At 69.9% G+C, this 23,416-nt stretch carries 19 protein-coding genes; 8 read left to right on the forward strand and 11 right to left on the reverse strand.

Going from position 1 to position 23,416, the window contains the following annotated elements:
* Window positions 1–76: 76 nt before the first annotated feature.
* Window positions 77–874: a helix-turn-helix domain-containing protein gene (locus tag GCE86_RS07980; protein ID WP_154226344.1), complete on the reverse strand. Its 798-nt coding sequence runs from the start codon at window positions 872–874 to the stop codon at window positions 77–79.
* Between the two features lie 425 nt (window positions 875–1,299).
* Here GCE86_RS07980 and GCE86_RS07985 point away from each other — a divergent pair, with 425 nt between their 5' ends.
* The 3 genes from GCE86_RS07985 (at window position 1,300) to GCE86_RS31795 (ending at window position 4,247) form a co-directional block, all read left to right on the forward strand.
* Window positions 1,300–2,493, forward strand: a complete 1,194-nt coding sequence (locus GCE86_RS07985; RefSeq protein ID WP_163636897.1) for an MFS transporter — start codon at window positions 1,300–1,302, stop codon at window positions 2,491–2,493.
* A 595-nt stretch (window positions 2,494–3,088) separates the two neighbouring features.
* Window positions 3,089–3,568 (forward strand): helix-turn-helix domain-containing protein, encoded by a 480-nt coding sequence (locus GCE86_RS31790; protein ID WP_244317227.1) that lies wholly within the window; start codon window positions 3,089–3,091, stop codon window positions 3,566–3,568.
* On the forward strand, window positions 3,528–4,247 hold the full coding sequence (locus GCE86_RS31795; RefSeq protein ID WP_204342855.1) for an RNA-guided endonuclease TnpB family protein: 720 nt from the start codon (window positions 3,528–3,530) through the stop codon (window positions 4,245–4,247). The genes GCE86_RS31790 and GCE86_RS31795 overlap by 41 nt, the downstream gene beginning before the upstream one ends.
* Window positions 4,248–4,302: 55 nt before the next feature.
* On the opposite strand, the gene GCE86_RS07995 is transcribed toward GCE86_RS31795, so the two are convergent.
* A complete protein-coding gene (locus GCE86_RS07995; RefSeq protein WP_154226346.1) occupies window positions 4,303–5,106 on the reverse strand; it encodes a hypothetical protein in 804 nt (267 codons plus the stop codon).
* 370 nt (window positions 5,107–5,476) lie between these two features.
* Here GCE86_RS07995 and GCE86_RS08000 point away from each other — a divergent pair, with 370 nt between their 5' ends.
* From GCE86_RS08000 to GCE86_RS08010, 3 genes are all read left to right on the forward strand, one after another.
* Window positions 5,477–6,850 (forward strand): FAD-dependent oxidoreductase, encoded by a 1,374-nt coding sequence (locus GCE86_RS08000; protein ID WP_154226347.1) that lies wholly within the window; start codon window positions 5,477–5,479, stop codon window positions 6,848–6,850.
* A gap of 15 nt (window positions 6,851–6,865) precedes the next feature.
* Window positions 6,866–8,026: an epoxide hydrolase family protein gene (locus GCE86_RS08005; protein ID WP_154230386.1), complete on the forward strand. Its 1,161-nt coding sequence runs from the start codon at window positions 6,866–6,868 to the stop codon at window positions 8,024–8,026.
* An 87-nt stretch (window positions 8,027–8,113) separates the two neighbouring features.
* Window positions 8,114–8,539 (forward strand): SgcJ/EcaC family oxidoreductase, encoded by a 426-nt coding sequence (locus GCE86_RS08010; RefSeq protein WP_154226348.1) that lies wholly within the window; start codon window positions 8,114–8,116, stop codon window positions 8,537–8,539.
* Between the two features lie 299 nt (window positions 8,540–8,838).
* Here the strand turns inward: GCE86_RS08010 and dpgB are convergent, their stop codons facing one another.
* On the reverse strand, window positions 8,839–9,549 hold the full coding sequence (gene dpgB, locus GCE86_RS08015; protein WP_154226349.1) for an enoyl-CoA-hydratase DpgB: 711 nt from the start codon (window positions 9,547–9,549) through the stop codon (window positions 8,839–8,841).
* Window positions 9,546–10,709 (reverse strand): 3,5-dihydroxyphenylacetyl-CoA synthase DpgA, encoded by a 1,164-nt coding sequence (dpgA, locus tag GCE86_RS08020; RefSeq protein ID WP_154226350.1) that lies wholly within the window; start codon window positions 10,707–10,709, stop codon window positions 9,546–9,548. The genes dpgB and dpgA overlap by 4 nt, the downstream gene beginning before the upstream one ends.
* Window positions 10,710–11,063: 354 nt before the next feature.
* Here dpgA and GCE86_RS08025 point away from each other — a divergent pair, with 354 nt between their 5' ends.
* Window positions 11,064–11,234 carry a hypothetical protein gene (locus tag GCE86_RS08025; RefSeq protein ID WP_154226351.1) on the forward strand — a complete coding sequence of 57 codons (171 nt, stop codon included), beginning with the start codon at window positions 11,064–11,066 and terminating at the stop codon, window positions 11,232–11,234.
* Between the two features lie 29 nt (window positions 11,235–11,263).
* Here the strand turns inward: GCE86_RS08025 and GCE86_RS08030 are convergent, their stop codons facing one another.
* The 5 genes from GCE86_RS08030 to GCE86_RS08050 all read right to left on the reverse strand — a co-directional run bounded on the left by GCE86_RS08030 (window position 11,264) and on the right by GCE86_RS08050 (window position 16,225).
* Window positions 11,264–11,773 (reverse strand): pyridoxamine 5'-phosphate oxidase family protein, encoded by a 510-nt coding sequence (locus GCE86_RS08030; RefSeq protein ID WP_154226352.1) that lies wholly within the window; start codon window positions 11,771–11,773, stop codon window positions 11,264–11,266.
* A 149-nt stretch (window positions 11,774–11,922) separates the two neighbouring features.
* A complete protein-coding gene (locus tag GCE86_RS08035) occupies window positions 11,923–13,137 on the reverse strand; it encodes a serine hydrolase domain-containing protein (RefSeq protein WP_154226353.1) in 1,215 nt (404 codons plus the stop codon).
* A gap of 262 nt (window positions 13,138–13,399) precedes the next feature.
* The gene (locus tag GCE86_RS08040; RefSeq protein WP_154226354.1) at window positions 13,400–14,383 is read right to left on the reverse strand and encodes an LLM class F420-dependent oxidoreductase; all 984 of its coding nucleotides are present in this window, start codon (window positions 14,381–14,383) and stop codon (window positions 13,400–13,402) included.
* A 118-nt stretch (window positions 14,384–14,501) separates the two neighbouring features.
* Window positions 14,502–15,857, reverse strand: coding sequence for a condensation domain-containing protein (locus GCE86_RS08045; protein ID WP_154226355.1), 1,356 nt, complete (start codon window positions 15,855–15,857; stop codon window positions 14,502–14,504).
* Window positions 15,854–16,225 carry a phosphopantetheine-binding protein gene (locus GCE86_RS08050; protein ID WP_154226356.1) on the reverse strand — a complete coding sequence of 124 codons (372 nt, stop codon included), beginning with the start codon at window positions 16,223–16,225 and terminating at the stop codon, window positions 15,854–15,856. The genes GCE86_RS08045 and GCE86_RS08050 overlap by 4 nt, the downstream gene beginning before the upstream one ends.
* A gap of 230 nt (window positions 16,226–16,455) precedes the next feature.
* On the opposite strand from GCE86_RS08050, the gene GCE86_RS08055 reads away from it, so the two are divergent.
* A complete protein-coding gene (locus tag GCE86_RS08055; RefSeq protein ID WP_163636895.1) occupies window positions 16,456–18,108 on the forward strand; it encodes a condensation domain-containing protein in 1,653 nt (550 codons plus the stop codon).
* A gap of 360 nt (window positions 18,109–18,468) precedes the next feature.
* Here GCE86_RS08055 and GCE86_RS08060 read toward each other — a convergent pair whose 3' ends face one another.
* Window positions 18,469–19,704 carry an acyl-CoA dehydrogenase family protein gene (locus GCE86_RS08060; protein WP_420846491.1) on the reverse strand — a complete coding sequence of 412 codons (1,236 nt, stop codon included), beginning with the start codon at window positions 19,702–19,704 and terminating at the stop codon, window positions 18,469–18,471.
* Window positions 19,705–19,841: 137 nt separating this feature from the next.
* Window positions 19,842–23,378 carry a non-ribosomal peptide synthetase gene (locus tag GCE86_RS08065; protein ID WP_154226358.1) on the reverse strand — a complete coding sequence of 1,179 codons (3,537 nt, stop codon included), beginning with the start codon at window positions 23,376–23,378 and terminating at the stop codon, window positions 19,842–19,844.
* Between the last annotated feature and the right edge of the window lie 38 nt (window positions 23,379–23,416).

The raw sequence follows: 23,416 nt of genomic DNA on the forward strand, positions 1-23,416 counted from the left end.
CACGCGACCAACGGATCGCAGGAGCGCGAACCCAGCAGGTGCGAGGGGCGTCCTGCGCGGGTCCGCGCCCGCGTCGCTACCTGCCCTGGGACGCCAGCTCTGCGGTCTGGCCCGGCGCGGACTGCCCGGCACGACCCGCGCAGTGAGTTTCCAGGTTGGGGATCGCGTAGAGGATGGGCAGGTCCGTCATCCGCTTCGGCCGCAACGCGATGCCGACCACGCTGGTTGACCTGTCCGTCACCGTGACCGGATCGACGTCACCGAGGAGCAGCGAGCGCCGGGTCCACGGTTCCGGGTCCACGCTGTCGGCCGTTGCCACGGCCCTGACGTACCACTGCCCGGGGGAGACGGCGGGCAGGCAGTAGCGGGCCTTCACGCCGGCTTCCGCCTCGACGACGGTCCAGGACGCTGGTTGACGCTGGATGATCGGGGTGTCGAAGGCGCCGATGTAGACGCGGGCCCTGGCGTACCCCGGCGGTAGGGTGACCGTGCCGGTCACGGTGCCAGACTCGGGCAGTGACCGGTTCTCGGGCTGCGGTGTCGCACGCATGCCCTCGGCCCACATCCGTCGGAACCGGCTGGGCGACGTGCCCACGCTGTCGGTGAAGTGATTCGTGAACGAGCCCAGACTGTTGAAGCCGACCGCCAGGGAAATGTCCGTGACGCTCAGCGTGGTCGTGGCAAGCAGACGTTTGGCCTGGTAGATGCGAACGGCCGAGAGATACCTGCCGGGGGAGACCCGGGTCGCGGCGCGGAACACCCGGGAGAAGTGGAACCGGCTCAGGATTGCGCTCTTCGCGATGTCGTCGAGCGACAACGGCTCGCTGTAGCTCGCCCAGATGCGCGCTATGGCCGACTTGATAGCACTGTTCATGTGGGGCCTCCGTGAGCGGAGCAACACGATCCGTTAGAACTCTGCACCGGGGACCTCGAGAGCCGGTGGGGCCCGGATGGGGCCTCGGTCGAGACCGCCTCGAGGCGGTGTGGAATCGGATGACACCGCCCTGGGCCGGACGTGACCGGCGCCCGCCGGCCGCCTCGAAGCAGACGGTCCACGCCGCGGCGCCGGACTTCATCGAGCTTTGCGCGTTCGCCAGCCGGTTCTCGATCACTTGCGCGTCGCACGCACGTCTCCGTACAGCCAGGCAATCCCGAAGATGTTGCCGGGAGGCCGGATTCGAGATCGTGCTGCCAGCGACCGACACAGAGATCGGAGGCGGAGCCATGCCGCGATGGAACCCAGTTCGCGTCGTCAGGTCCTTATTCCCCAGCGAGCCGGGCCCGAAGCGCCTGTACGTGGTGGCCACGCTCATCAACACATTCGGAAGCGGGCTGCTGATCGGAAGCCTGCCGTTGTACTTCACCCGCGTCGTCGGCCTGTCCGCGGCCCGGGTCGGCCTGGGCCTGACCATCGCGGCCTCGGTCGCGCTGGCGATGGCTCTCCCGCTCGGCGAACTGGCCGACCGGCGCGGCCCAGCCCAGGTGATCAGGGCCCTGCTGCTGGTGGAGGCCGCGGCGATGCTGGCCTTCCTCTTCATCGGCGACTTCGTCACCTTCCTCGTCGCCGCGTCCGTGCACCTGGTGGCGTCGAATGCGCTCGGGACGGTCGAGGGAGCCCTGTTGCGACGGGTGGCCGGCGACGACGCGCCCGCCTTCCGATCCTCGATCTACGCGGTCACGAACCTGGGCCTGTCGGTCGGCCTCATTCCCTCCGGCATCGCGATCCAGCTCGGCACCCCGGCCGCATATCGCGTGCTCATCATCGTCAATCTGCTCAGCTTCGTGGTCACCTGGGCGGTTCTCAGCAGACTGCCGCGTTACAAGCCACTGCCGAAGCCGGCCACCGGGCCGCGCTGGATCGCGGTGCGTGACAAGCCGTACGTCGTGTTCGCGCTTCTGAAGGCCTCGATCCACCCCCAGTTCTATGTACTCACCCTGCTGCTTCCGCTGTGGGTGGTCGACAAGACGAACGCTCCGCGTTGGGCCATCCCGGTGTCCCTGGCGATCAACACGATCATGATCATCCTGCTCCAGGTCCGCCTCGGTGGTCAGGTGCAGACGATCCGGCAGGGCGGGCTCGCGTGGCGGCGGGCCGGACTGGCCTTCCTCCTCAGCTGCTGCGTGCTGGCCTTTGCGGCCGGGCTGCCCAGCTGGGCGGCGCTGGCGGTGGTGATCACGGCCGTCGCCCTGCACAGCTACGGCGAGATCATGCACACGGCCGGCATCTTCTCCATCGCCCTGAACCTGCCTCCGGCCCACGCGCAGGCGCAGTACGACGGCTTCAGCGGGATCTTCGCCGGCACCGGCAACGCGGCGGCTCCGGCCCTGCTCCTCGGGGTGGTCCTGAGCCTCGGCGTGCCTGGCCTGATCGGACTCGGCCTGTTCTTCTTCCTGCCGAGCCTGCTGATGCCGGCCGTGACGCGGTGGGGTGAGCGGACCAGGCCGGCGGTGTCGGAATCCCTCGACCTGCAGGCTGTCGATGCGGTGAAGTGATCCGGGCAAGCCCTGGCCGGCGCTATCCGACCCCGCCGGTCAGGGCCCGAGAACCAAAGCAGGGCCGGCTGGGCCGACGGATCGGCCCAGCCGGCCCTGCCATCGACGAGGTGGGCGCGACAGTCGGCCTGGACGCCGAGGCGTACGAGATCGGCGCCTGCCGCCGACGTTCGAGGCGGGTGGTGCCGGTCGCGTTCCGGCCGCCGCCGATTTCCGCGCTCGTTCGTGATGCCTGGTGACCATCGACCAGCCGGGTGACCAGCGGCTGCCTACGTCAAGCGGCAGCCGGGCCGCCGTGTGTCAGGCGAAAGCGGCTGACGCGAAGCGCGCGCATCGGTCAGGAGACCCCGCGGCCGGGCATGCGGGCGCCGTCCCGGACGGGCCCGTCACCTGTACCTCCGCAGAATGCCCCGGCCTTCAGGCCGGGGAGGATTTCGGGCTCCGTCAGGAGCGGCCCGGCGAAGCCGGGGCGGTTCGAGAACGGAGTCCTCTGACGCGCAACCCGCCTTCTTACACAGGAGGGCAGATCATGCCCGTCAGTCCTATGAGGACGGTGTACAAATGTCGGGCCTACCCGACACCCGAGCAGGCGGCCGTGTTCAGCCGAACGTTCGGGTGTGTGCGCCTTGTCTGGAACCGGACCCTCGCCGAACGCCACGCCGCCCACCACCAGCGGGGCGAGCGGACCTCGTACAGGCGGACCGACGCCGTCCTCACCGGATGGAAGAGGACCGCGGGGTTGGCGTTCCTGTCCGAGGTGTCGTCGGTGCCGCTGCAACAGACCCTGCGGCACCAGCACACCGCGTTCGCGAGCTTCTTCGCCGGTCGCGCCCGGTACCCGCGCTTCAAGAGCCGCAACGCTCGCCAGTCGGCGCATTACACCCGCTCGGCGTTTCGGATGAAGGACGGCGCGCTGCACGTGGCGAAGACGAACGGGCCGTTGCCGTTCGCGTGGTCGTTCGGCGGTGTCGACATCGCCACCCTCAATCCGACCATGGTCGTGATCTCCCGACGACCCGGACGGCCGCTGGTACGTGACGTTCGCGGTCGACACCGACTTGCCCGAACCGCTTGACGCGACCGGGCACGAGATCGGCATCGACCTTGGCGTCAAGGACTTCGCGGTGACCAGCGATGGGCAGCGGATCGCCAACCCCCGGCACCTGGACCGTCGGGCCCGTAACCTTGCTCGCTACCAGCGGCGCATGGCCCGGTGTCAGCGCGGCAGCGCGAACCGGCGCAAGGCCAAGGCGAAGGTCGCCCGCGCGCACCGCAAGGTCCGTAACGCTCGCGTGGACTTCCTGCACCGCACCAGCACCAACCTGGTTCGGGCCGCCGACACGATCGTGATCGAAGACCTCGCGGTCAAGAACATGCTCCGCAACCGCAGCCTCGCGAAAGCGATCTCCGATTGCGGTTGGGGCGAGTTCCGCCGCCAGCTGGAGTACAAGGCCGAGCGTGCTGGCCGCACCCTCGTGGTGATCGACCGCTGGTACCCCAGCTCCAAAACCTGCTCGGCGTGCGGGCATCTGCTCGCCGTTCTGAGTCTTTCCACCCGGCACTGGACGTGCCCCACCTGCCGCACCCGCCATGATCGGGACGTGAACGCGGCGAAGAACATCCTTGCGGCTGGTCGAGCCGTAGCCGAGGGCAACCGCGGTGATGCCTGTGGAGCTGACGTGAGACGGCAAAGGCCCTCCCTTCCGCGGTCGGCCGTGAAACAGGAACCCCCCGCCGTGAGGCGCCCGGCGTAAGCCGGATCGGCCGTAAGGCCGGTGGGAATCCCCCTCCTTCAGGAGGGGGAGGAAGTCAAGCCGTCCTGAGGTTCGGTGCGATGTTCGTGGCGACGATCTCGGCCAGCTCGGGCGTGACCGTGCCGACCGGTTGCGCCGGCATCTCCCGTACCAGGTAGGCATCCTCGTCCCGGCCCGGCACTCGGACGGTCGCGGGGGAGTCCGACAGGACCGTCACCGCCGCTCGTCCGGCGGCGAGCCCGATCTGCGTGTCGTTCCGGCCGGCCAACAGGAAGGCCAGCCACGCGCGGTACCACACGATCAGGTCCGAGAAGGCCCCCGCCGAGCCGCTGAGGCCCCTGCTGGCTGCCAGGGCGGTCACCTTGTCGAGAAGGATCCCCTCCATCCTCGACATGTCGAGGTCGGGGTCCGCGGTCAGCTCCGGGGGAGCGTGCGTGGCCGGCCCGAACTTGCCGAGGAACTCGGTGAACTTCAGCGCCACGTCGTCGTCGACGGGCCACATGGGATTCACCAGAACCGCCGTGACCGAGCGGCTGGACGCCAGCAGCCCCGCGACGCGCAGCGCCAACGGCGAGGCGCTGCAGTGGCCGACGACGTGGACGTGGCCGTGGTCCGCGCCTGAGCCCAGGAACTCGCTCACGCAGGCTGCGGCCAGCTCCGGCAGCGGAACGTACCGGCGGTCCTCGGACAGCACGCCGATGGGATCGATCTGGAAGACGGCGCGGCCCGGAATCCGTTCGCTGAGCATCTCGCTCATGCGCGGGGACATGGACATCGCCTGGAAGTCGGCTACCAGGATCGGATCGGTGTCGCCGGGGCTCAGCCGCCGGAGGATCCGCTCGTCGCCCGAATGCGTCATGCCGCTCCCTCACGTACTAGCGCCGCCGATGCAGCCGGCGGCCTCGCCGTCCGAGGGCTGACCGCCACCCGGGAGTGGTAGCGACGGTCGTCGCCAGCTCATGATCGACTGACTGACCGTCGTCCATGACCATCGTTCGCACGAGTGCGCGCCGGTTCTTGTCCGGTGGTGCTCGATCGGTCCAGCCCACCCAGCGGTGCCGGGGCCGTAGCCGTAGCACAGCGGAAGGTGCCCGAGCGCGCCGCCGTCGTCGATTCTGGCTCTGGCTCTGCCGTGGTCATGAGGCGAAAAAGTATTCGCCCGCCTGGCGCGACGGCTACCGGTACGCGAGGGCGCAGGCTCTCGGCCCACAAGGGAGGACGAGATCGCAATGCCTGATCAGCTCGGTAACCGGGCAGTGGTACTTGGCGGTAGCCTGGCCGGTCTGCTCGCCGCCGACGTGCTGGCCGAGGTCTACCCGGAAGTAGTCGTGGTGGATCGCGACGAGCTGGCCGGAGTGGCGGGTCCCCGGCGCGGTGTCCCGCACGGCCGCCACGCCCACGGTCTGGTCGCCCGCGGCCAGCAGATCCTGGAGAAGCGCTTCCCCGGCCTCATGACGGACATGGAAGCCGCCGGCGTCCGGCCAGGTGACTTCAGCGGCGACATCCGCTGGTATTTCAACGGCATGCTCCTGCGCCCGGCACAGACCGGGCTTCTCTCGGTCCCGTGCACCCGGCCCGTCATCGAGCGGCTGGTGCGCAGCAGGGTGCAGGAGGTCCGCAATGTGCGGTTCCTCGAGCAGTACGACATCGTCGGGCTCGAGACGACCCCCGACGCGGGCCGGGTCACCGGTGTGCGCGTGCAGCCGCGCGACGGGAGTTCGGGCCTGGAGGTCCTGGGCGCCGATCTGGTCGTCGACACCACTGGCCGGGGCTCACGGACGCCGGCGTGGCTGGAGGAGCTCGGCTATTCCCGGCCGGTGGAGGACCGGGTGAAGGTCGACCTGGCCTACACCACGCGCCACTACCGGGTGTCCCGCGATCCGTTCGGCAGCGACATCGCCATCATCGCCGCGGCGACCCCCTCACATCCGCGCGGCGCCTTCTACTACCGGCTCCCCGGCGACGACGGCCGGGTCGAGCTGTCGCTCACCGGCGTGCTCGGCGACCATCCGCCGACGGACCCCGACGGCTTCCTCGAGTTCGTCCGCTCCCTGCCGGTGCCGGAGATCTACGAGTCGGTCCGCGAGGCCGAGCCCATCGACGACCCGGTGATGTTCCGCTTCCCGGCGAGCGTCCGCCGCCGATACGAGCGGCTGTCCCGGTTCCCGGAAGGCCTGCTGGTGATGGGCGACGCGGTGTGCAGCTTCAACCCGGTCTACGCGCAGGGCATGGCGGTTGCCGCCATCGAGTCCCGGGTGCTGGCCGATCAGCTCAGGAAGGCTCCCGTGCCACCGGCGCGTGACTTCTTCCAGGCGATCTCCCGCCAGATCGATTCACCCTGGGACTTCGCCGCGACCGCCGACCTCGGCTACCCCGGGGTGGAGGGCCGCCGGACGGCCAAGGTCCGCATGATCAACGGGTACGTCGCCCGGCTCCAGCGGGCAGCGGTATACGACGAGAGCCTCACCAACGCCCTCATGAGAGTTGCCGGCCTCGTCGACGAACCGACGGCTCTTCTTCGTCCCGGCCGGATTCTCCGGACGTTGCGGCACTCCGGTCGCCGGACGCCGGCGCCGGCACCGCTCGCAGTGGCCCGTGACTAGTTCTGGAGGTGCATGATGCGTTCGTTCCGTATCGAGGTTCCGCAGTCGGATCTCGACGATCTGAAGCAGCGGATCGCCAACACCCGCTGGCCGGACGAGATGCCCGGCGTCGGCTGGGACCGAGGTGTGCCGCTGGGATACCTCAAGGAGCTGGCCGAGTACTGGCGCACCGGTTACGACTGGCGGGCGGCCGAGGCGCGCCTGAACGAGTTCCCGCAGTTCGTTACCGAGATCGACGGCGTGAACGTGCACTTCATGCACATCCGGTCACCGGAGGCCGGCGCGCTACCGCTCATCATGACGCACGGCTGGCCCGGCACCGTGGCGGAGTTCCTGGAGGTCATCGAGCCGTTGACCGACCCGGTACGGCACGGCGGTGACTCGGCCGACGCGTTCCACCTGGTCATCCCGTCCATTCCCGGGTACGCGTTCTCGGGCCCGACCGGCCAGGTCGGCTGGGACACCGGCCGGGTGGCCGGCGCCTGGAAGGAACTGATGCGCCGCCTCGGCTACGACCGGTACGCCGTTCAGGGCGGCGACTGGGGAACGCCGATCTCGCTGCGGCTCGGCTTGGCCGACCCCGAGCACGTCGTGGGCGTCCACCTCAACATGTGCGTGGCGTTCCCACCGCCGGACCCGGCGGCCATGGCCGGCCTGGACCAGCCCGACCTGGACCGGCTGGAGTTCACCGGCCGCTTCATGCAGGACGGAACGGGGTGGCAGCGGATCCAGTCCACGCGTCCGCAGACGCTGTCCTACGCCCTGACGGACTCGCCGGTGGGGCAACTCGCCTGGATCGCTGAGAAGTACAAGGAATGGACCGACTCGGCGAAGGTGCCCGAGGACGCGGTGAGCCGTGACCACATCCTCACCGCAGTCTCGATCTACTGGCTGACGGCGACGGCCGGATCCAGCGCCCAGCTGTACTACGAGTCCAGCCACATGGACGCCGACTTCGTCAGGACCTGGGGTGGACCCTGGCCGCTGGCGATGCCGGTGGGGGTCGCGTCCTTCCCCAAGGACGCGGTACGCCCGGTCCGCCGGTTCGCCGAACAGATCATGCCGACCCTCACCCACTGGTCGGAGTTCGACCGAGGCGGGCATTTCGCGGCACTGGAGCAGCCGGAGCTTCTGGTCGGCGACATCCGGACCTTCTCCCGATCCCTCCCCCGCTGACCGGGGCGCGGCTCAACTCCCGAGCCGCGGCACCCCGCGCCCGTCCGTACCAACGCGTCCTACCCGCTCCACGAAAGCGAGACGATCATGCCGACGAACTCCTCTCCGGCCGCCGCGCCGACCGGGCCCGGCGCCGAACAGGCCGAGATCGCCGCCGTACCCGGGCGGATGGTTGCGGCGTGGGCCGCGCACGACGCCGACGCCTTCGCCGACCTGTTCACCGAGAACGGAACGCTGATCCTTCCCGGCGTGTACAAGAAGGGCCGTGACGAGATCCGGGAGTTCATGGCGACCCAGTACGCCGGGCCCTACAAGGGCACGCGGGTCACCGGCACCCCCATCGACCTCAAGCCGCTCGCGGAGGGCGCCGTGGCGCTGCTGACCACGGGCGGTGTCATCGCGTCCGGCGAGACCGAACTGGCGGACCGGGACGCCATCCGGGCGTCCTGGATCCTGGTCCGGCGCGACGGCCGGTGGCAGCTGGCGGTCTACCAGAACTGTCCGCGCGACTGAGCTGTTCGACCGAACGTGACGGGCGACCGGTGCTCATCAGAGCACCGGTCGCCCGTCGTGTGACCGGGATCGGTCCGCGGGCCGGGCGGCGCTCGCCTTCGACCAGGGCCGGCGGGTGGCCGGCGTCCGCCCCTCGCTGCTGAAGCAGGTCGCCGGCCGCCCCTTGGCGGCCGGCGGTTGTGGTGTCCTGACGCGCACGGCGAGCGGGTCGACGCGCGGCTCCTCCGAACAGGGAGTGGGGCCGTGACCGTCGGCGGGTCACGGCCCCACTCCCGCGGGAACGCGGTGCGGGGGAACGGCTATGGCGTCCTGGTGGTGGCCGACCGCCGAAGGGCTCTGTCGCAGGCCGCGAGGTGGCGGCCCAGGGCATCCTCGAAGCTGGTGGTCGTGGCATCGAACATCAGTTGCCGACGGATGGCCAGTTCTCTGCCGGACAGACCGCCCACCATCTCGGCGGTGGCGGTCAGGGCCGTGGCCAGGTCGTCGGTCACCTCGTCGACGAGGCCGAGGTCGAGACTGTCCTGCGCGTCCAGAGGGGCACCGAACAGAATCGCGCGGCGCAGCCGGTTCCCGCCGGACTGCTGTGCGAGCCGGAAGACCGCCATGCCCGGCCAGGTGGCGTCCCCGTCGACGTGCAGCGACAGCCGGACATCGGGGGTGGCGATGCGGTAGTCCGTCGCCAGCAGGACGTCGAGGGCGAGGCCCCCGCAGTCGCCCGAGGCGACCGCGACGGTCGTGACGCCGAGGCGTTCGAGCCGGCGCAGTGCCCGCTCCCACTTGCTGACCAGCGCCACCTCCAGGCCGTAGGTCCAGTCTTTGCCGGGTGTACCGGTCACCTGCACCGCAAGCATGGTCGTGGACGTGTCCGACTCGGCAGCCGAGCATGCGGCTTCCACCGCGGCGACGGACTCCGTCGTCAGGGGTTTCGAGCCGTCGATGCGAAGGACGACGTCGCCTCGCGTGCCGTTGGCGGCGTAGTGCTCGCCCCGGCCGACGGTTTCCGCGCTCACCACTGGATCAGCGCCGTCTCGATGGTGGAACCAGGACCCATGGTCATCAGCACTCCATAATCGCCCGGTACGGTAACTCTCTCCTGCTGGAGGCGTTCGTACGAGAAAATGAACGATCCGCTTGACACGTTGCCGTAGTCACGGAGGACGCCGGTGGTGTGCCGGACGTCGTGACGGTTCAGTCCAAGATTGACCGCGACCGCGTCGATCACCTTCTTTCCACCGGAATGCACGAGCCAGTGCGCGATATCGCTTCGATGCAGGCCGGTGTTCGCCAGCAGACGATCCGCGACGATTTCCGCGTGAGCGCCGACAACGTATGGGATCTGCGGGTCGAGGAAGAAGCTGAACCGGTTCTGGGTACTGTCCCAGTCGTAGCGCATGGCGTCGATCGCGTCGGGGATGATGCAGCTCGCGAACTTGAGGATGCGGGGACCACCAGGGGCGCCCACGGAGTCGCCGGCGGGACGGCCGACCACGGCCAGCGCAGCGGCGCCGTCGCCGAACAGACTGTTCACGACCGCGGTGCGCATGGTTGAGTCCAGGACGTAGGCGGCGGAACAGGCCTCGGTGCACAACACCACGGCCAGCTCGCCCGGGTTGGCCACGGACCAGCTCGACACCACGTTCAGGGCGTTGAGCCCCGCGTTGCATCCCATCCCCACGATGTCGGTCCGGCTGCAGTGCCGGTCGATGCCCAGCTCACGGATGAGCAGGGCACTGAGCCCCGGCGTGAGGAATCCGGTGGATGTCACGCAGCATAGGTGGCGGATGTCGGCGATCGTCGCGCCGACGTCGTCCAGGCACGCCTGCAGGGCGCGCCTGCCCATGTCCACGGCGAGCCTCTTGTGCCGATCGAGCAGGTCCGCCTGCGTCTCGAGAGCCGGGGTGCCGTCGGGCGCCGGGAGTGGAAGCTCCAGGAAGCGCCGGCGGATCGCGCTGTTGAGGAAGACGGAGCGGATCTTCGGGTCGGAGATCGCGAAGGTGTCCAGCAGGTCCTGCTGTGAGAAGGACGTGGCGGACGAGGCCGTGCCCACCCCGACAATTGTGGAGGCGTAGGGTGTGGGTGGGAGGATGGGAAACTCTGCTGCCAGGGTCCGATCGTATGGACTCTGGGTGTTCGCGATGTCAACGGTCACGCGCAGGTCGTCCTTCCGCATTTCAGCCACCTCGGCGTGCTTGACCGAAGCCGCATTGTGCTCGTTCTACGAGAATGCTGCCGGGGCCGCGGACGCTGCATCTTGGAGGTTGCCGGCGCGTCCGGTGGACCCGCAATCAGCGCAACGAAATGGCGAAGGAACACGACGGCAGCGCGTTCGTAAGATAGCGACAGGACCGTTCCAGGCGAGTCCGAGTAGTTGTCGGGATCGGCCACACCGCGTCGCGCACCGGGACGAGCTGAAACGCCACCTCAAACCGGCGAGGGTCTGCCCGCCGGATCCTGGCTGACGGTCGCCAGCAGGTGTGCCACTCCACCGCGTGCTGGGCGATCTTCGGGGCGAAGCCTGCGGCGGGTGCAACAGGCCGATGATCTGGTCGTGCAGCTGTGGGCCGACCGCACGGGGCAGCAGCGCGGCCGCCAGCTCGTTGCGGCGTACGGCACCAGCGTGGTCAGCGACCTGGACGCGGTCCGGTGGCTCGAGCGTGGCGCCGTGACCGGGGGCATGCGCTACGGAGTCACGTAACGGTCACCGGGCCGCGTCGGCGGCGCTGCTCAGAGGCGGTAGTTGGTCTGGCTGAACGGGTCGCCCTTGGCGTGAGCGAACGCCTTGCTCGGGGTCACCTCGAAGACCACGATGTCCGTGTCGGGCATGTCGGAGACGACGGCGCCGTCCTTGATCTCGAGCTCCCATCGGCCGTCCCAGCGACCGCGGTAGAGCTCAGCGAGCTTCCGCAACAGAGCGTCGTCGGTGACCGGCGCGACGGTCCCCTCGACGGCCACGTCCAGCCCTCGCTCCCAGGCGGTGTCACCGGCGAGCACGAGCACGTGGGGATTGGCCTGGATGTTGGCGTACTTCACCTCGGTGCTGCCGGTGTGGAAGTAGACCTTGCTGTCATGGAACACCGGCACCATCGGCGTCGCGTGCGGACGGCCGTCCGGTCGCACGGTCACCACCCAGGCGAGCTCGGCAACGGCCAGCCTCGCCTCGGCCTCGGTCCACGGGACGGCCTGGCCGGCCTCGTCGCTGTAGCGCCGGTCGATGCGTTCGCTCGTCGGCCTCATCAACCCTCCGCAAGTGATCGCCGTACGACGGTGGTTGAGAGACGTTAACACGATCGATGGGACAGCACCGTCGGCGTCGATGGCTGACACGCCGGACCCGGCCCGCCGGTCGGCCGGTTCGCTGGACCGGGGCGTCGCCGATCGCCGGCTCAGTCGTCGATCGCCTGGTAGACGGCCGTCCACATGTCGTTCCACAGCGGCAGCGTCTGATCACCCATGTGTGCCCGCTGCATGATGACGACCGACGCCATGTCCTCAGCGGGATCGTTGTACCAGGCGGTGCCATAGAAGCCGGACCATCCGTAGCTGCCGACCGATGGGCCCAGGCGCGTGCGCCGGGTGATGACCGCCATCCCGAGACCCCAGCCGAAATTGTCGAAGTACCCGGGCCGGAATCCCGAGACGGCCTTCTGCGCGGGGGTCAGATGGTCGGTTGCCATCAGGCTCACCGACGACCGCGAGAGCACCCGCTCGCCGTGGTAGGTGCCGCCGGCGAGCAGGGCCGAGGCGAAGGCGAGGTAGTCGTCGGCGGTCGAGACGAGCCCACCGCCCGCGCCCTCGAACGTCGGGGGCCGGCTGAATCGTCCGTCGGGGGAGTCCTCGACGATGGCCTCGCCGGCGGGGCCGTTGTCCCGTTCGTACGCCGTCGCGAGCCGGCCGAGGCTTCCGCCTTCCACGCTGAACCCGGTGTCCTTCATCCCCAGCGGTTCGCAGATCCGCTCGCGCACGGCCTCCCCGAGAGACCTGCCGGTGGCCCGGGCGATGAGCGCACCTGTCGCGTCGGCGGCGGTGTCGTACATCCAGCGCTCACCCGGCTGATGGACCAGGGGTAGCGCGCCCAGGTCACGCAACCACGAGTCCAGGTCGGGCCTGGCGACAGCCTCCAGCGCGTCGGCGATCGGAACCGTTCCCGGTGCGGCGATCACCGTGCCGGTGCCGAGTGTGAAGGTCAGCAGATCCCGCAGCGTGATCGGGCGGCTAGCCGGGACCGTGTCGTGCAGCGGCCCGTCCGGATCGGCGAGCACCCTCATGTCCGCCAGCTCCGGCAGCAGGTCGTCCACCGGGTCGTCCAGACGCAGCAAGCACTCCTCGACCAGCGTCATCGCGCACGCCGCGACGACCGGCTTCGTCATCGATCCCATCCGCACGATCGTGTCGCCCGCCATCGGGATCGCCGCCCCCGCGCCCTGGAACGCCAGGGTTCCCGTGGCTTCGACATGCACCTCGCCATGGCGGGCGAGGGCCACCAGCGCGCCAGGAACGAAACCGGAGTCGACGAGACGCTCGAGCAGGCGCCGCACCCGAACCAGCCGCTTCGCCGAAAACCCGCCAGCCGACACCCGCCGCCCCCTCAGCTCGCTCATTCGAAGACTCGGCTCGCCCGTTCGAGCGCGCGGTCCGCCTCGGCGACGAGGCCAGAGCAGCTATCGATGGTAGCCGTTGCGGCGAGGTTTTTCCGTGCGCGCGGATCGGTTCGTGGGCGCCTGCGGTCGTCCCGGCCCGGCCGACGGCGGCAGGGATGCACCCGCGCAGACCGACGGGCGCGACCGAACCGGCAGCGCCGCGTCGGTGCCGCGGCGCTGCCGGTTCATCGGGGCCTGCTCGCGTCGTTGTTCCACCCGTGAGTTATCGGGACAGCTCTGGTATCACCTTGTTGGTGAAGAGGTCGATGCTCGTCCGGTCGTAGGCCGCGTCGATGAATCGGGCGATCACGTAGCCGACGCCCATCCGGCCGGCCTCGGTGAGCTGCTCCACGATCTGTTCCGGCGTGCCGATCAGGCCCTCTGTCCAGTAGCCCAGGAGCGGCTCGAGCCTCTCGGGCGGCAGGAGCGGCTCGTAGTGGGCCCGGACCCAGGCCACCCGGTCGGCGACATCCTTCTCGGTCTCACCGATGGCCACGTTGAGCAGGACCGACCGGGTGATCGCGTCGAAGTCGGTGCCCACATCCCTGCAGTGCGCGGCCAGGACCCGGGACTTGTGTTCGAACCCGTCCAGTGACGCCCCGAAGTTGGTGTACTGCGCGTACTTCGCCGCGGTCCGCAGGGTCTTCTTCTCGCCGGAGCCCCCGATCCACAGCGGGATCCCGCCGTCCTGCAAGGGCAGCGGCCGGCTGATCGCGCCGTCGACCTGGTAGTGCTTGCCCATCAGGGTGGCCGACCCGGTCGTCCACATCTGTCGCATGATCTGGACGCCCTCGTCGAGCATGCCCAGCCGGTCGCTGACGCTGGGGAAGCCGTAGCCGTAGCTGCGCCATTCGTGCTCGTACCAGCCGGCGCCGATGCCCACCTCCAGCCGGCCGCCGGACATGACGTCGATGCAGGCCGCCATCTTGGCCAGGTAAGCCGGATTGCGGTAGCCCATGCACGTGCAGAGCTGCCCCAGCCGCACCCGTGAGGTGCACGCGGCGAAGGCCGCCATCATCGACCATGCCTCGAACGTCGGCTCATCGGATGGCGGATCGGTGATGAAGTGGTCGAAGACCCAGATCGACTCGAACGGCCCGGCGTCGGCGTCCTGGGCGAGATCACGTATCACGTCCCACTGCTTGGTGACCGGTACGCCCCGGAGCTCGAAATCACCGCCTTGAGGGATGAACATACCGAACCGCATGTCTTGCAGCTTGTTCGTCACGAGGCACGTCCTCTTCTCGCGTCGCGCCGGATCGCCGTGCACGAAGCTGTCGTTGTCCTGAGCGAGGAAGACCCGGCCGCGGTGTCCGGACCGGGCGTCATGCCAGGCCCGGTGAAGCATCCGGGGACGAGCTGAAGGCGCGGGCGATCTCGACGAATTCCGCGGCCATGGAGACGATGGTGTCCTCGCGGAAGAGGTTCCGCTTGTAGGCGACGGCGCCGATGGCATCGCCCGACGGGTCCATGTTCACGTCCCACAGCGCGCCGTCCGGGATCGCGGACGCCAGCTTCTGCGGCTTCAGCAGCCGGGTGATCTGCACGAATCTCAGGTCACCGGGCGCGTCCACGACCGGGTTCGTGGGCACGCTCTGGAACACCGTCGCGGCCGCGTTGTCGGCCATTGCCGGGGCCATCAGCTCCGGCGCCTCGGCGAAGATCTGAATGGTCGGGATGTCGTGGGCGAAGGCCTCGAGACACGTGCGCCGGGTTCGCTTGAGCACATCCCCGTATGACATGCATCCGGTGAGGTCCGTGCGCAGCGGTACGAAGTTGTAGAGCGAACCGACGGTCTCGTCGAAGAGCCCGCCGGCGCGGCCCGGCGTGAACGTCGCGGTCACCACATCCTTGGCGCCGGTCAGCCGATGCATGAGCAGCTGGTAGACCGCGGCGACGGCGATGAAGCGGGTGGCTCGGTTCGCCCTGGCCACGCGGTCCATGGCCGTCATCACGTCACGCGGGATCAGAAAGCGGTGCCGGGCTGTCGACTCAGCGAGGCCCATCGAGCGCGGCATGTCCGTCGGGACCGCCGTGAACTGGGCGCCGTCCAGCCGGCGGCGCCAGTACTCGCGCGCTGTGGCCGACTCGGCAGCCGTACGCTCCCAGGTGCCGTACTCGCGGTACTGCCGGGTCGTCGGCAGGTCCGGAACGCGATGTCCGGTCCGGGCGGCGTAGCGGTTGGCCAGGTCCCGAATGATCACGTCCAGGGACTGTCCGTCGACGCTGATGTGATGTGCCATCAGGACCAGCACCGCGTCCCGGTCATCGAACCTGGCCAGTACGGCGCGCAGGAACGGCGACTCGTACGCGCTCATCGTCCCGGTCTCGACTTCGTGGATCAGCGCCTCGGCCGCATCCGCGCGGGCGTCCTCGGGAACGGCCGGGAAGTCCCGGACCTCGAGCCGGACCGGGCTCGGCGGCAGGATCTCCTGGTACCGGTCGTCGGGCGGCCCGGCGACGCGCGTCCGGAGTGCCTCGTGCCGGGTCACGACGTCGAGGAGGGCGTCGCGCAGTACCTCACTGTCGACCGGCCCACCGGTGACGCGCCACGCGGTGACCGCGTGGTTGCGGCAGCCGAACGGACCGTCGTCGCCACCCCCGTCGAAGAGGCTGTTGAACGTCTGGTTCAGCGACAAGGGGGCCACTGCGGCCCGGCCCTCGGCGTCGGTTGTGGTCACGCCTGCCTCCTGCTGGTCGCGGTGTGCTGCTGAGGGGGAGTCCGGTCCGGATCGGCCCCGAGATGCTGATCCAGTTCGGCGACGGTCGGGAAGTCGAACAACTGGTCGATCGACAGCTCCGACCCGAGCGCCTTGTTGATCAGGTTGACCAGCCGCACGCCGTTGAGGGACTGGCCGCCGAGGTCGAAGAAGCTGTCGTCCAATCCCACCCTGGTCACGCCGAGGGCCTCCGCGAACAGCGTGCAGAGCGTCTCCTGCCGGGGCGTGCCGGGCGCCCGGTAGGCCGACGGATTGGCGAATACTGGTTCGGGCAGCTCCCCGGACGGCGCATGCGCGGCGAGCTGTTCCCGGGCGGAGCTGGAACCCATGCCTTTTCCCCATTCGCGAGCCCGGAACTGAAGGTCCTTTTGCAGGTCCCAACGTGGCAGGCGGCCCCACCAGGTGCACCTCACGGATTGCCCTCGCCTCGGTCGTCGGGCGGGTGCCGCGGGCCGCGGGGCAAGCCCAGAGGTGCCGTGCGGGAGAGGACCGAGCGACCCTCGGCATCTAGGCAATCGTGGTTGCCGGCCGTTCCCGTCCCCTCCGAGGAGGAGTGGAAATGACGCAGCAAGAAGCCCTGGAGACCTCCGGTACCGCTCGATGGTCCGGCGTCGTCGGGGAGGAGCGCCCACACGGCGATACGGAGGTCCTGGTCGAGCGCCTCTTCGCCGAGATGCTCGATGTTCCTGGCTTGCCGCGCACGGCCTCCGTGTTCGATCTCGGACTGGACTCGGTGTGGGTGACAGTCGCCTGCGCCCGCCTGGAGCAGATGACCGGGGTGCGGGTCAGGTTCACCCAGATCTTCCGGACTCCCACCGTCGCTGAGCTCGCGGCATGGATCGATGCCAACCGCGACAAGGCGAGCAACGACGCGGGCGTACCCGCCGAGCCGTCGGCCGGCGAAGGCGACGAGCTCGTGGCGATCAGTCCGATCCAGGCGGAGTCGGTGCCGCAGGAGATCGTGGTGGAGATCGCCTGGTGGTTCGACAGCGAGATCGACGCGACGGCTCTGGAGAGTGCCGCGACTGATGTTCACCGCCGTCATCAGGCGCTGCACGCCCGGTATCTCAGCGGGCCGGATCTTGGCCTGGCGGAGGTGCCGGCCGACCCGGGACGGGTGGAGTTCCACCGGCTGGGCGATGAGGACACCGATCAGGCGGCGATCGAAGCGCTCAGGCGGACACTGCGGACGCCGCTGAGGGTCGACGAGGGGAAGGTGTGGCGGTGCGTGCTCGTGCGCAGCGGGCAGAGCGGACGCACCCTGTTCGGGCTGGCCGTGGACCACTCGGGCTTCGACGGCCGGTCGTGGGACATCGTGACGGCGGAGCTGCCGGTGGCCTACGCGGCGCGGGTGGCCGGGCGGACGCCGCGGTGGCCGGGCCGAACCGCCTCGCTCGCTGAGATGGCCTGCGACTTCCGCCGCCAGCTCACGTCGCCGGACATCGAGGCGCAGCGTCAGTACTGGCGCGACGAGCTCCGTGACCTCCCGGTCTGCCAGTTTCCCCGGCTCCGCAACGAGGCGGCGCAGACCCCGCCGAAGGCCGACGGCTCCCGGTACACGGCCCTGGGACCGGCCGTGTTGCGCAGCTTCCTCGTGCCGGAGTCGCACCTGCGGCATTGGAACGACTACGCGCGGAACAACGGCATGCCGTCATCCGTGGCGGTGGCGGCGGTGTACGTGGAGTCCCTGGTCCGGGCGGGTGCGCTGCCGGACTTCGCGATGATGGTCCCGATCGCGAACAACTCCGGGGAAGTGATCGACCGGACGGTCACCAACCGGGTGGGCACCATCCTGCTGCGCCCGAACGGTCCGTCCCGCTCCGGCCCGCACCTCCTCGCGCGGATGCGCGAGTCGTATCAGCAGGCAATGGCGGCACGGGACGCTCTCCTCGCACCGAAGGACCTGGCCGACGTGCTCAGCGGCGCCGAGGGGACGATCCCGCTCGACCGGATGGTGGCGCTGAACTACAACTCGACGCCGAGCCTCAGCCTCAGTGGCGTCGACGGGACCCTCGTGACCGAGGGCACCGCATTCGCCACGAAGACCTTCTTCGTCGTGATGCTCCTGGTGACGCCGTCCCCGGAGGGCCTCCACATCGGCTTGCAGGTGCGGACCGACCTGCACGACGCCGGCCTTGTCGATCAGATCAAGCAGCACTTCCTCGAGATCATCGAGGCTGGGCCGGAGCGGCTCGAATCGGGAGGCGCGTGACCCGACGATCGAGGCCGTCGCAGCTGTGACGGCCGGTTGAGATCCTGAGTCGGATACCGGAGGTCGAAACCGACCGCGCTCCGACCGTGAATGGGCGGCACCGCCAGGTTCTGGGAACTCCCCGCCGGGCGGTGCTGACCCATGTGCGCGAAGGACGGTCACCCGGCCGTCCTTCGCCCCTTTTCCACGCCGGCGGCGTCCCGGTCGGCCTGCGGCGGCATCGTCGCGGCGATCCGGCGTCGGCACGGGCCGCGGCGGTCGGCCTCGGATGTGTACGCCTGATCGACCGAGGCCGGTCCCCGCGGGTCCGCGGCGGCCGGCACCGAAGCGGGGCGGTCGTCAGACCGCCCCGCTGCCGCCCTAACGCGCCAGGCTCTGGGCGAGTTCGCGCAAGGCGATCGTGCGCAGCAGGACCGAGAAGCCCGCGTGGGTACGCAGCGTGGACATGTCCCGCCACACCCTCTCGAGGCGCTCACCGTGCCGTATCGCACTCGAACCCGCCGTGGGAAGGATGTAGTTCCCCATCGCCTCCCAGCACAGGTTGGCGGCCTGCAGGCAGATGGCCGAGAGGCGCAGGTCCGATTCCCTGGTCACCGCGGCCGGGCCCAGGGCGGCCGTGTGGCGCCACTGCTGGGCCGCGTTCAGCAGGGCGGCCTCGGCGGCGCCGATCATCCCGAAGGCGTCGCTGTACCACAGTTGGTAGTCCCGGTCCTGATAGCGGGGCACCACCGGCGGCACCATGGTCGTCCGGTCGCGCAGCAGGTCCTCGTACGCGTCGAGCGCACCCCGGGCCATGCCCACCGCCATGGAGCAGTTGAGCAGACTGATGAAGGCATGCAGGGCGCCACCGTATTCGGGGTTGCCGTGCAGCGTGCGTCCAGGCGTGCCCGACGTCGCGTCGTAATCGACGATCACCACCCCGGGTCGAGCCAGGTGATCGGGAACATGGCAGTTCGTCATCCTGACGCTGTGCGAACCGCTGCCTCGCAGGCCCAGTTGCTGTCCCCAGTCGTCCAGTCGCACCCACTGGCTCCGCGGTGCGACGAAGAGCAGCGGCGTCGGCGGTTGGCCACCCTCGGCGGGCATCAGCGTGTGTCCCATGAAGTGGGTGCCGTACGGCGCTCCGGAGCTGTACGGCCAGGTGCCGTTGACGGTCCAGCCGCCGTCGGCGGCGGGTACGGCGGTTCCGTTGGGTACCGCGGTGCTGGGACAGATGAAGTCGCCGCAGCTGAAGAGCTCCGCCTGGGCCTGTTCGTCGAACACCGTGGCGGCCATGAGCGCGTGCGAGGCCCCGAGGCTGTACATCCAGCCGGTCGAGGAACAACCGCGGACCAGGGTCATGGCGACGCGCAGGAAGGCCTCGACCCCGAATTCGTACCCGCCGTAACGGCGGGGCACCAGGATCCGGTAGAAGCCGTTCCTAGCGAAGCGCTCGTGGATGTCCTCGGCATAGAAGCCGCGCTCCTCCACCTCGGCCTGGCGTTCGACGAGCTCGGGAATCATCGCCTCCGCTCTCGCGATCACCTGCTCCGGGGTGAGGCCCGGTTCGGGCGGCGCGGGGAGGTCGAGTGCGGCGGTGTTCATGTTCGCGGTCATTGACCATCCATTTCTACCGGGCACGATGCCGCGTGGTTCCTCGCGGGGCGACCGTTCGTCGTCACGGCTCCACCGTCGCCCGCCGTACCGATTTCGACCACTTCGCGATTGCCGGCTCCCGCGCCGAGGGCCGGCGGTCAACGCATCCCGGCGACGACGGACGCCAGCAGCGACCAGTCCGTGGCTGCATCGTGTCCCAGCGCCAACAGCACGAGATCGGCGTCCTCTGCTGTCGCCCGCCAGGTGCGGAGCAGCCCGCGGTCGTGGCTCACCACCCACTGCGGAGCGTGCTCCGGCGGATGCGAACCGCTCGGCGCGGGCGGTTCGACCGCCAGCACCTTCGGCCCGACGCCGATCCGCTCGCGCATCGTGTGGCTCAACTCGGCCGCCGTGGTCACGAGCTCACCGCACGCCGCCAGAACGGCGGCGCCCGGAGCATCAATCGTGGCCAGCCGCGCCGGGACGTCCTGCGGGCGCCCGTCGGAGATGTCGAGGATCGCCACCCTGAACCAGCGCTCGAACTCCGCCACCGCCTGCGCCGGCCAGGCCGCGTCCCCCTGAAGGAGCACCAGCGCGGATCGATCCGGACGACCGGACCAGCGAAGTGGCGGTGCGCCGGCGGCGAGCCGGGCCTGTCGGATCCGCTGTGCCTGATCGGCGGCCGTGGACGCGGCCACGATGTCGTCCAGACGAAGTTGAACGCCCAACTCGCGCCGGACGAGGGCGCGAAGCTTCCAGGCGAGTCGCAGGTCTCCCGGCAGCTCGGCCCGGTCGTCGTCGCCGGCAACGGCACGCCACGCCTCGGTCATCCAGCGTGCTTCCGGGTCGCTCTCGGCGCCGTTCGGTCGCGGTGGCCTGATGCGGGCCAAAGCAGCCCGGTCGATCTTGCCCGTGGCGGTCAGCGGCATCGCGCTCATCAGCGCGTACGAGGACGGCACCATGTACGCCGGTAGCGCCTGGCGGGCATGCGCCGCGACTCGGCTCACCAGGTCCTGACCGAGACCTGGCTGCCGCGGTTGGAGGAACGCCACGATGCCTCTGCTGTCGCGGTCCTGGCCGGCCACCACGGTGGCGGCGAACGCGACGTCCGGATGGCCGCTGAGGACGCTCTCGATCTCGTCCGGTTCGATGCGATGCCCGCGTATCTTGACCTGGCGGTCGTTGCGGCCCCGGAGCTCCAACCGGCCGTCGGCCCGCCACCGGGCGAGGTCACCCGTGCGGTAGAGCCGCCCGCCGTCGCCGCTCGGATCGGGCACGAAGCGCTCGGCGGTCTGCCCGGGCGCACAGATGTAGCCCCGGGCCACCCCGACACCGCCGATGTGGAGCTCGCCGACGACACCCGGCGGCACCGGCCGGCCGGCGGCATCGAGGATCCGCAGCCAGACGCCGGGTAACGGGCGGCCGACCGGGACGATCGGCGGCTGCGGCTGCCGCGGCAGTCGCTCGCACACGCCGTACATCGAGGCCTCGGTGGGCCCGTAGGTGTGCCAGAACTCCTTCGTGCAGGCGACCAGGCGGCTGGCGAGTTCGGGTGAGACGACGTCGCCGCCACAGGACACGGTCAGCTGCGGATCGCCCGGCCAGCCCGTGGCGAACAGGATGCGCCACGTCATCGGCGTCGCCTGCATGACATCAGGCCGATGCCGTGCCAGCACGGCCTGCAGTTCTGCTCCGTTGCGGGCCTGGGCGCTGGTCGCGAGGATCGTCCGGCCGCCGCTGGTCAGGGCGAGGAAGGTCTCCAGCATCGCGATGTCGAACGAGATCGTGGTGACGGCGAGCAGCGACTGGTCCGGCCGGAAGTCAAGCAGCTGCCGGGTGGCGACCAGGCAGTTCGCCAGGCCGCGATGGGTCACCGCGACCCCCTTCGGCCGGCCAGTGGATCCAGACGTGTACAGCACGTAGGCCAGGGAGTCCGGGTGCGGCGGCTGGCCTCCCGCTGCCGGGACGGCCGCCAGCAGGTCGGACAACGGCACCAACGGTACGCCGAGTGCCGTCGCCCGATCGGCCCGTAGGGTGCCGTCGATGATCACCCCGCCGCATCCGCTGTCACTGACGATGTACGACAGGCGCTCGGCGGGATGGTCCGGATCCATGGGCACGGCGGCCAGGCCGGCACGGGCGACTCCGAGCAGGATCGCCGGTAGCTCCACCCGGCGGGCCACGAGGATGCCGATCGGCGACTCGGCCGGGAGTTGGAGCGCGCGCAGCCCGGCTGCGATCCGGCTCGCCGCGTCGTCCAGGTCCCGGTAGGTGTGGACCACGTCGGCCATCACCACGGCCGGCCGGTCGGGCGTGTCGCGGATCCAACGATGGACCAGTTCGACCAGTGTGTCCTCGCCGCTCACGCCCGAGGTCGGCGCCTCCCACTCCGCGAGTCGCGCCCGGTCGGTTGGATGGATCACGTCGAGCTCGCCGATCGGCCCGGCCGGACCGTGCACGAGTCCATGTAGCAGGGTCGAGTAGCTGCGGCCCATCCGATCGAGGGTCTCCTCGTCGAACAGCCCGACCGCGCCTCGCCACGCGCCGACGACACGATCCCTCCCGATCGCCACGTCGAACTCGAGCTCGTACGGTGAGTGCGCCACCGGCAGGTCGACCTCGCGCGTCACCATGCCGGCCCAGGCGGCGGGCGGCTCGGCTGCGGTGTCGCACCGGAAGCCGACCTGGACATCGACCTCGGCACCTCGTTCCGGGCGCAACGCCCGCGACAGAAGCGCGTTCAGCGCCCCGGGATGGTCGACCGGCTGCGTCGCACTGACGTGCTCCGCCCGGAGCGTGTCCACCACCGAGGTGTGCTCGTCGAGGGGGTGGCGAAGGATCCGGATCTCTTCGGGCACGACCTGGAATTCGCCGGCTCGGGTGGGCTTCGGTGCGCCGATCAGGACGTCCGGCTCGCCGGTCTCGCGGAGGAGGAGGACGCGCAGGGCACACCGCAGGACAGAGGCCAGGGAGACACCGGTCTGGTCGGCGAAGCGTCGCACCAGTGTCGTCTGGCTCTCGTCCAGCGACCATGGCCTGGTGATCGATCGACCGTGACTGCGGCCGCGGCCACGGTTGGTGGGCCAAGCGACAGCTTGCGGTGCCGCGGGGAGGGCGCCGGAGACACCGTCGGGCGCGGGCGCGGCGTCGGTGGTCCGCTCCGCACCGTCCGGCTCGATCGGCGGCGTGCCGTCCGACGCACGTGGCGGGTCGGCGACCGCGGATCGGTACCGATCGCCCAACTCATCGAGCAGCCGCGCCGCCACGGACCGACCGCCCACCGCGGCGTGGATGGTCAGCGCCACCAGCGTGCTGCCGCCCTCCACCGGATACACGCCCACCCTGATCGCCGGTCGTCGGCTCAGGTCGAACCGTCGGTTCGCGTCGGCCGCGGCCACCGTGAGCGTGGCGTCCAACGGTTGGGTCACCCCGGCGACGAGCTCCACCGGCGACCCATCGCTCGGCACCAGCAGCGGTTCTCCGTCGACGTCGCGGAAGTGCCGTCGCAGCATGGCGTGGCGACGCTGCAGGTCCGCGCATGCCGTGGCCAGCGCGGCAGGGACCACGTCACCCGCGACCAGGACCGCCTGGCAGTGTTGCAGGCCACCGGCCCAGAGAGTCGTCTGCTCGGCCAGATACCACGCGACCTGGCTGGCGCTCGGCCGCCATGTGGACGACGAGATGTCGTGGATCATCGCTCCTCCTTCCCCCCGGATGACCGGAGTGGTTGCAC

The organism is Micromonospora terminaliae, assembly GCF_009671205.1.
In the GTDB taxonomy this organism is placed as follows: Bacteria; Actinomycetota; Actinomycetes; order Mycobacteriales; family Micromonosporaceae; genus Micromonospora; species Micromonospora terminaliae.

Coding starts and splice junctions, on each gene's coding strand:
- GCE86_RS07980 (WP_154226344.1), bottom strand. CDS start 874: ATGAACAGTGCTATCAAGTCGGCCATAGCGCGCATCTGGGCGAGCTAC.
- GCE86_RS07995 (WP_154226346.1), bottom strand. CDS start 5,106: ATGACGCATTCGGGCGACGAGCGGATCCTCCGGCGGCTGAGCCCCGGC.
- GCE86_RS08000 (WP_154226347.1), top strand. CDS start 5,477: ATGCCTGATCAGCTCGGTAACCGGGCAGTGGTACTTGGCGGTAGCCTG.
- GCE86_RS08005 (WP_154230386.1), top strand. CDS start 6,866: ATGCGTTCGTTCCGTATCGAGGTTCCGCAGTCGGATCTCGACGATCTG.
- GCE86_RS08010 (WP_154226348.1), top strand. CDS start 8,114: ATGCCGACGAACTCCTCTCCGGCCGCCGCGCCGACCGGGCCCGGCGCC.
- dpgA (WP_154226350.1), bottom strand. CDS start 10,709: ATGCGGAAGGACGACCTGCGCGTGACCGTTGACATCGCGAACACCCAG.
- GCE86_RS08030 (WP_154226352.1), bottom strand. CDS start 11,773: ATGAGGCCGACGAGCGAACGCATCGACCGGCGCTACAGCGACGAGGCC.
- GCE86_RS08035 (WP_154226353.1), bottom strand. CDS start 13,137: ATGAGCGAGCTGAGGGGGCGGCGGGTGTCGGCTGGCGGGTTTTCGGCG.
- GCE86_RS08040 (WP_154226354.1), bottom strand. CDS start 14,383: ATGCGGTTCGGTATGTTCATCCCTCAAGGCGGTGATTTCGAGCTCCGG.
- GCE86_RS08050 (WP_154226356.1), bottom strand. CDS start 16,225: ATGGGTTCCAGCTCCGCCCGGGAACAGCTCGCCGCGCATGCGCCGTCC.
- GCE86_RS08055 (WP_163636895.1), top strand. CDS start 16,456: ATGACGCAGCAAGAAGCCCTGGAGACCTCCGGTACCGCTCGATGGTCC.
- GCE86_RS08060 (WP_420846491.1), bottom strand. CDS start 19,704: ATGACCGCGAACATGAACACCGCCGCACTCGACCTCCCCGCGCCGCCC.
- GCE86_RS08065 (WP_154226358.1), bottom strand. CDS start 23,378: ATGATCCACGACATCTCGTCGTCCACATGGCGGCCGAGCGCCAGCCAG.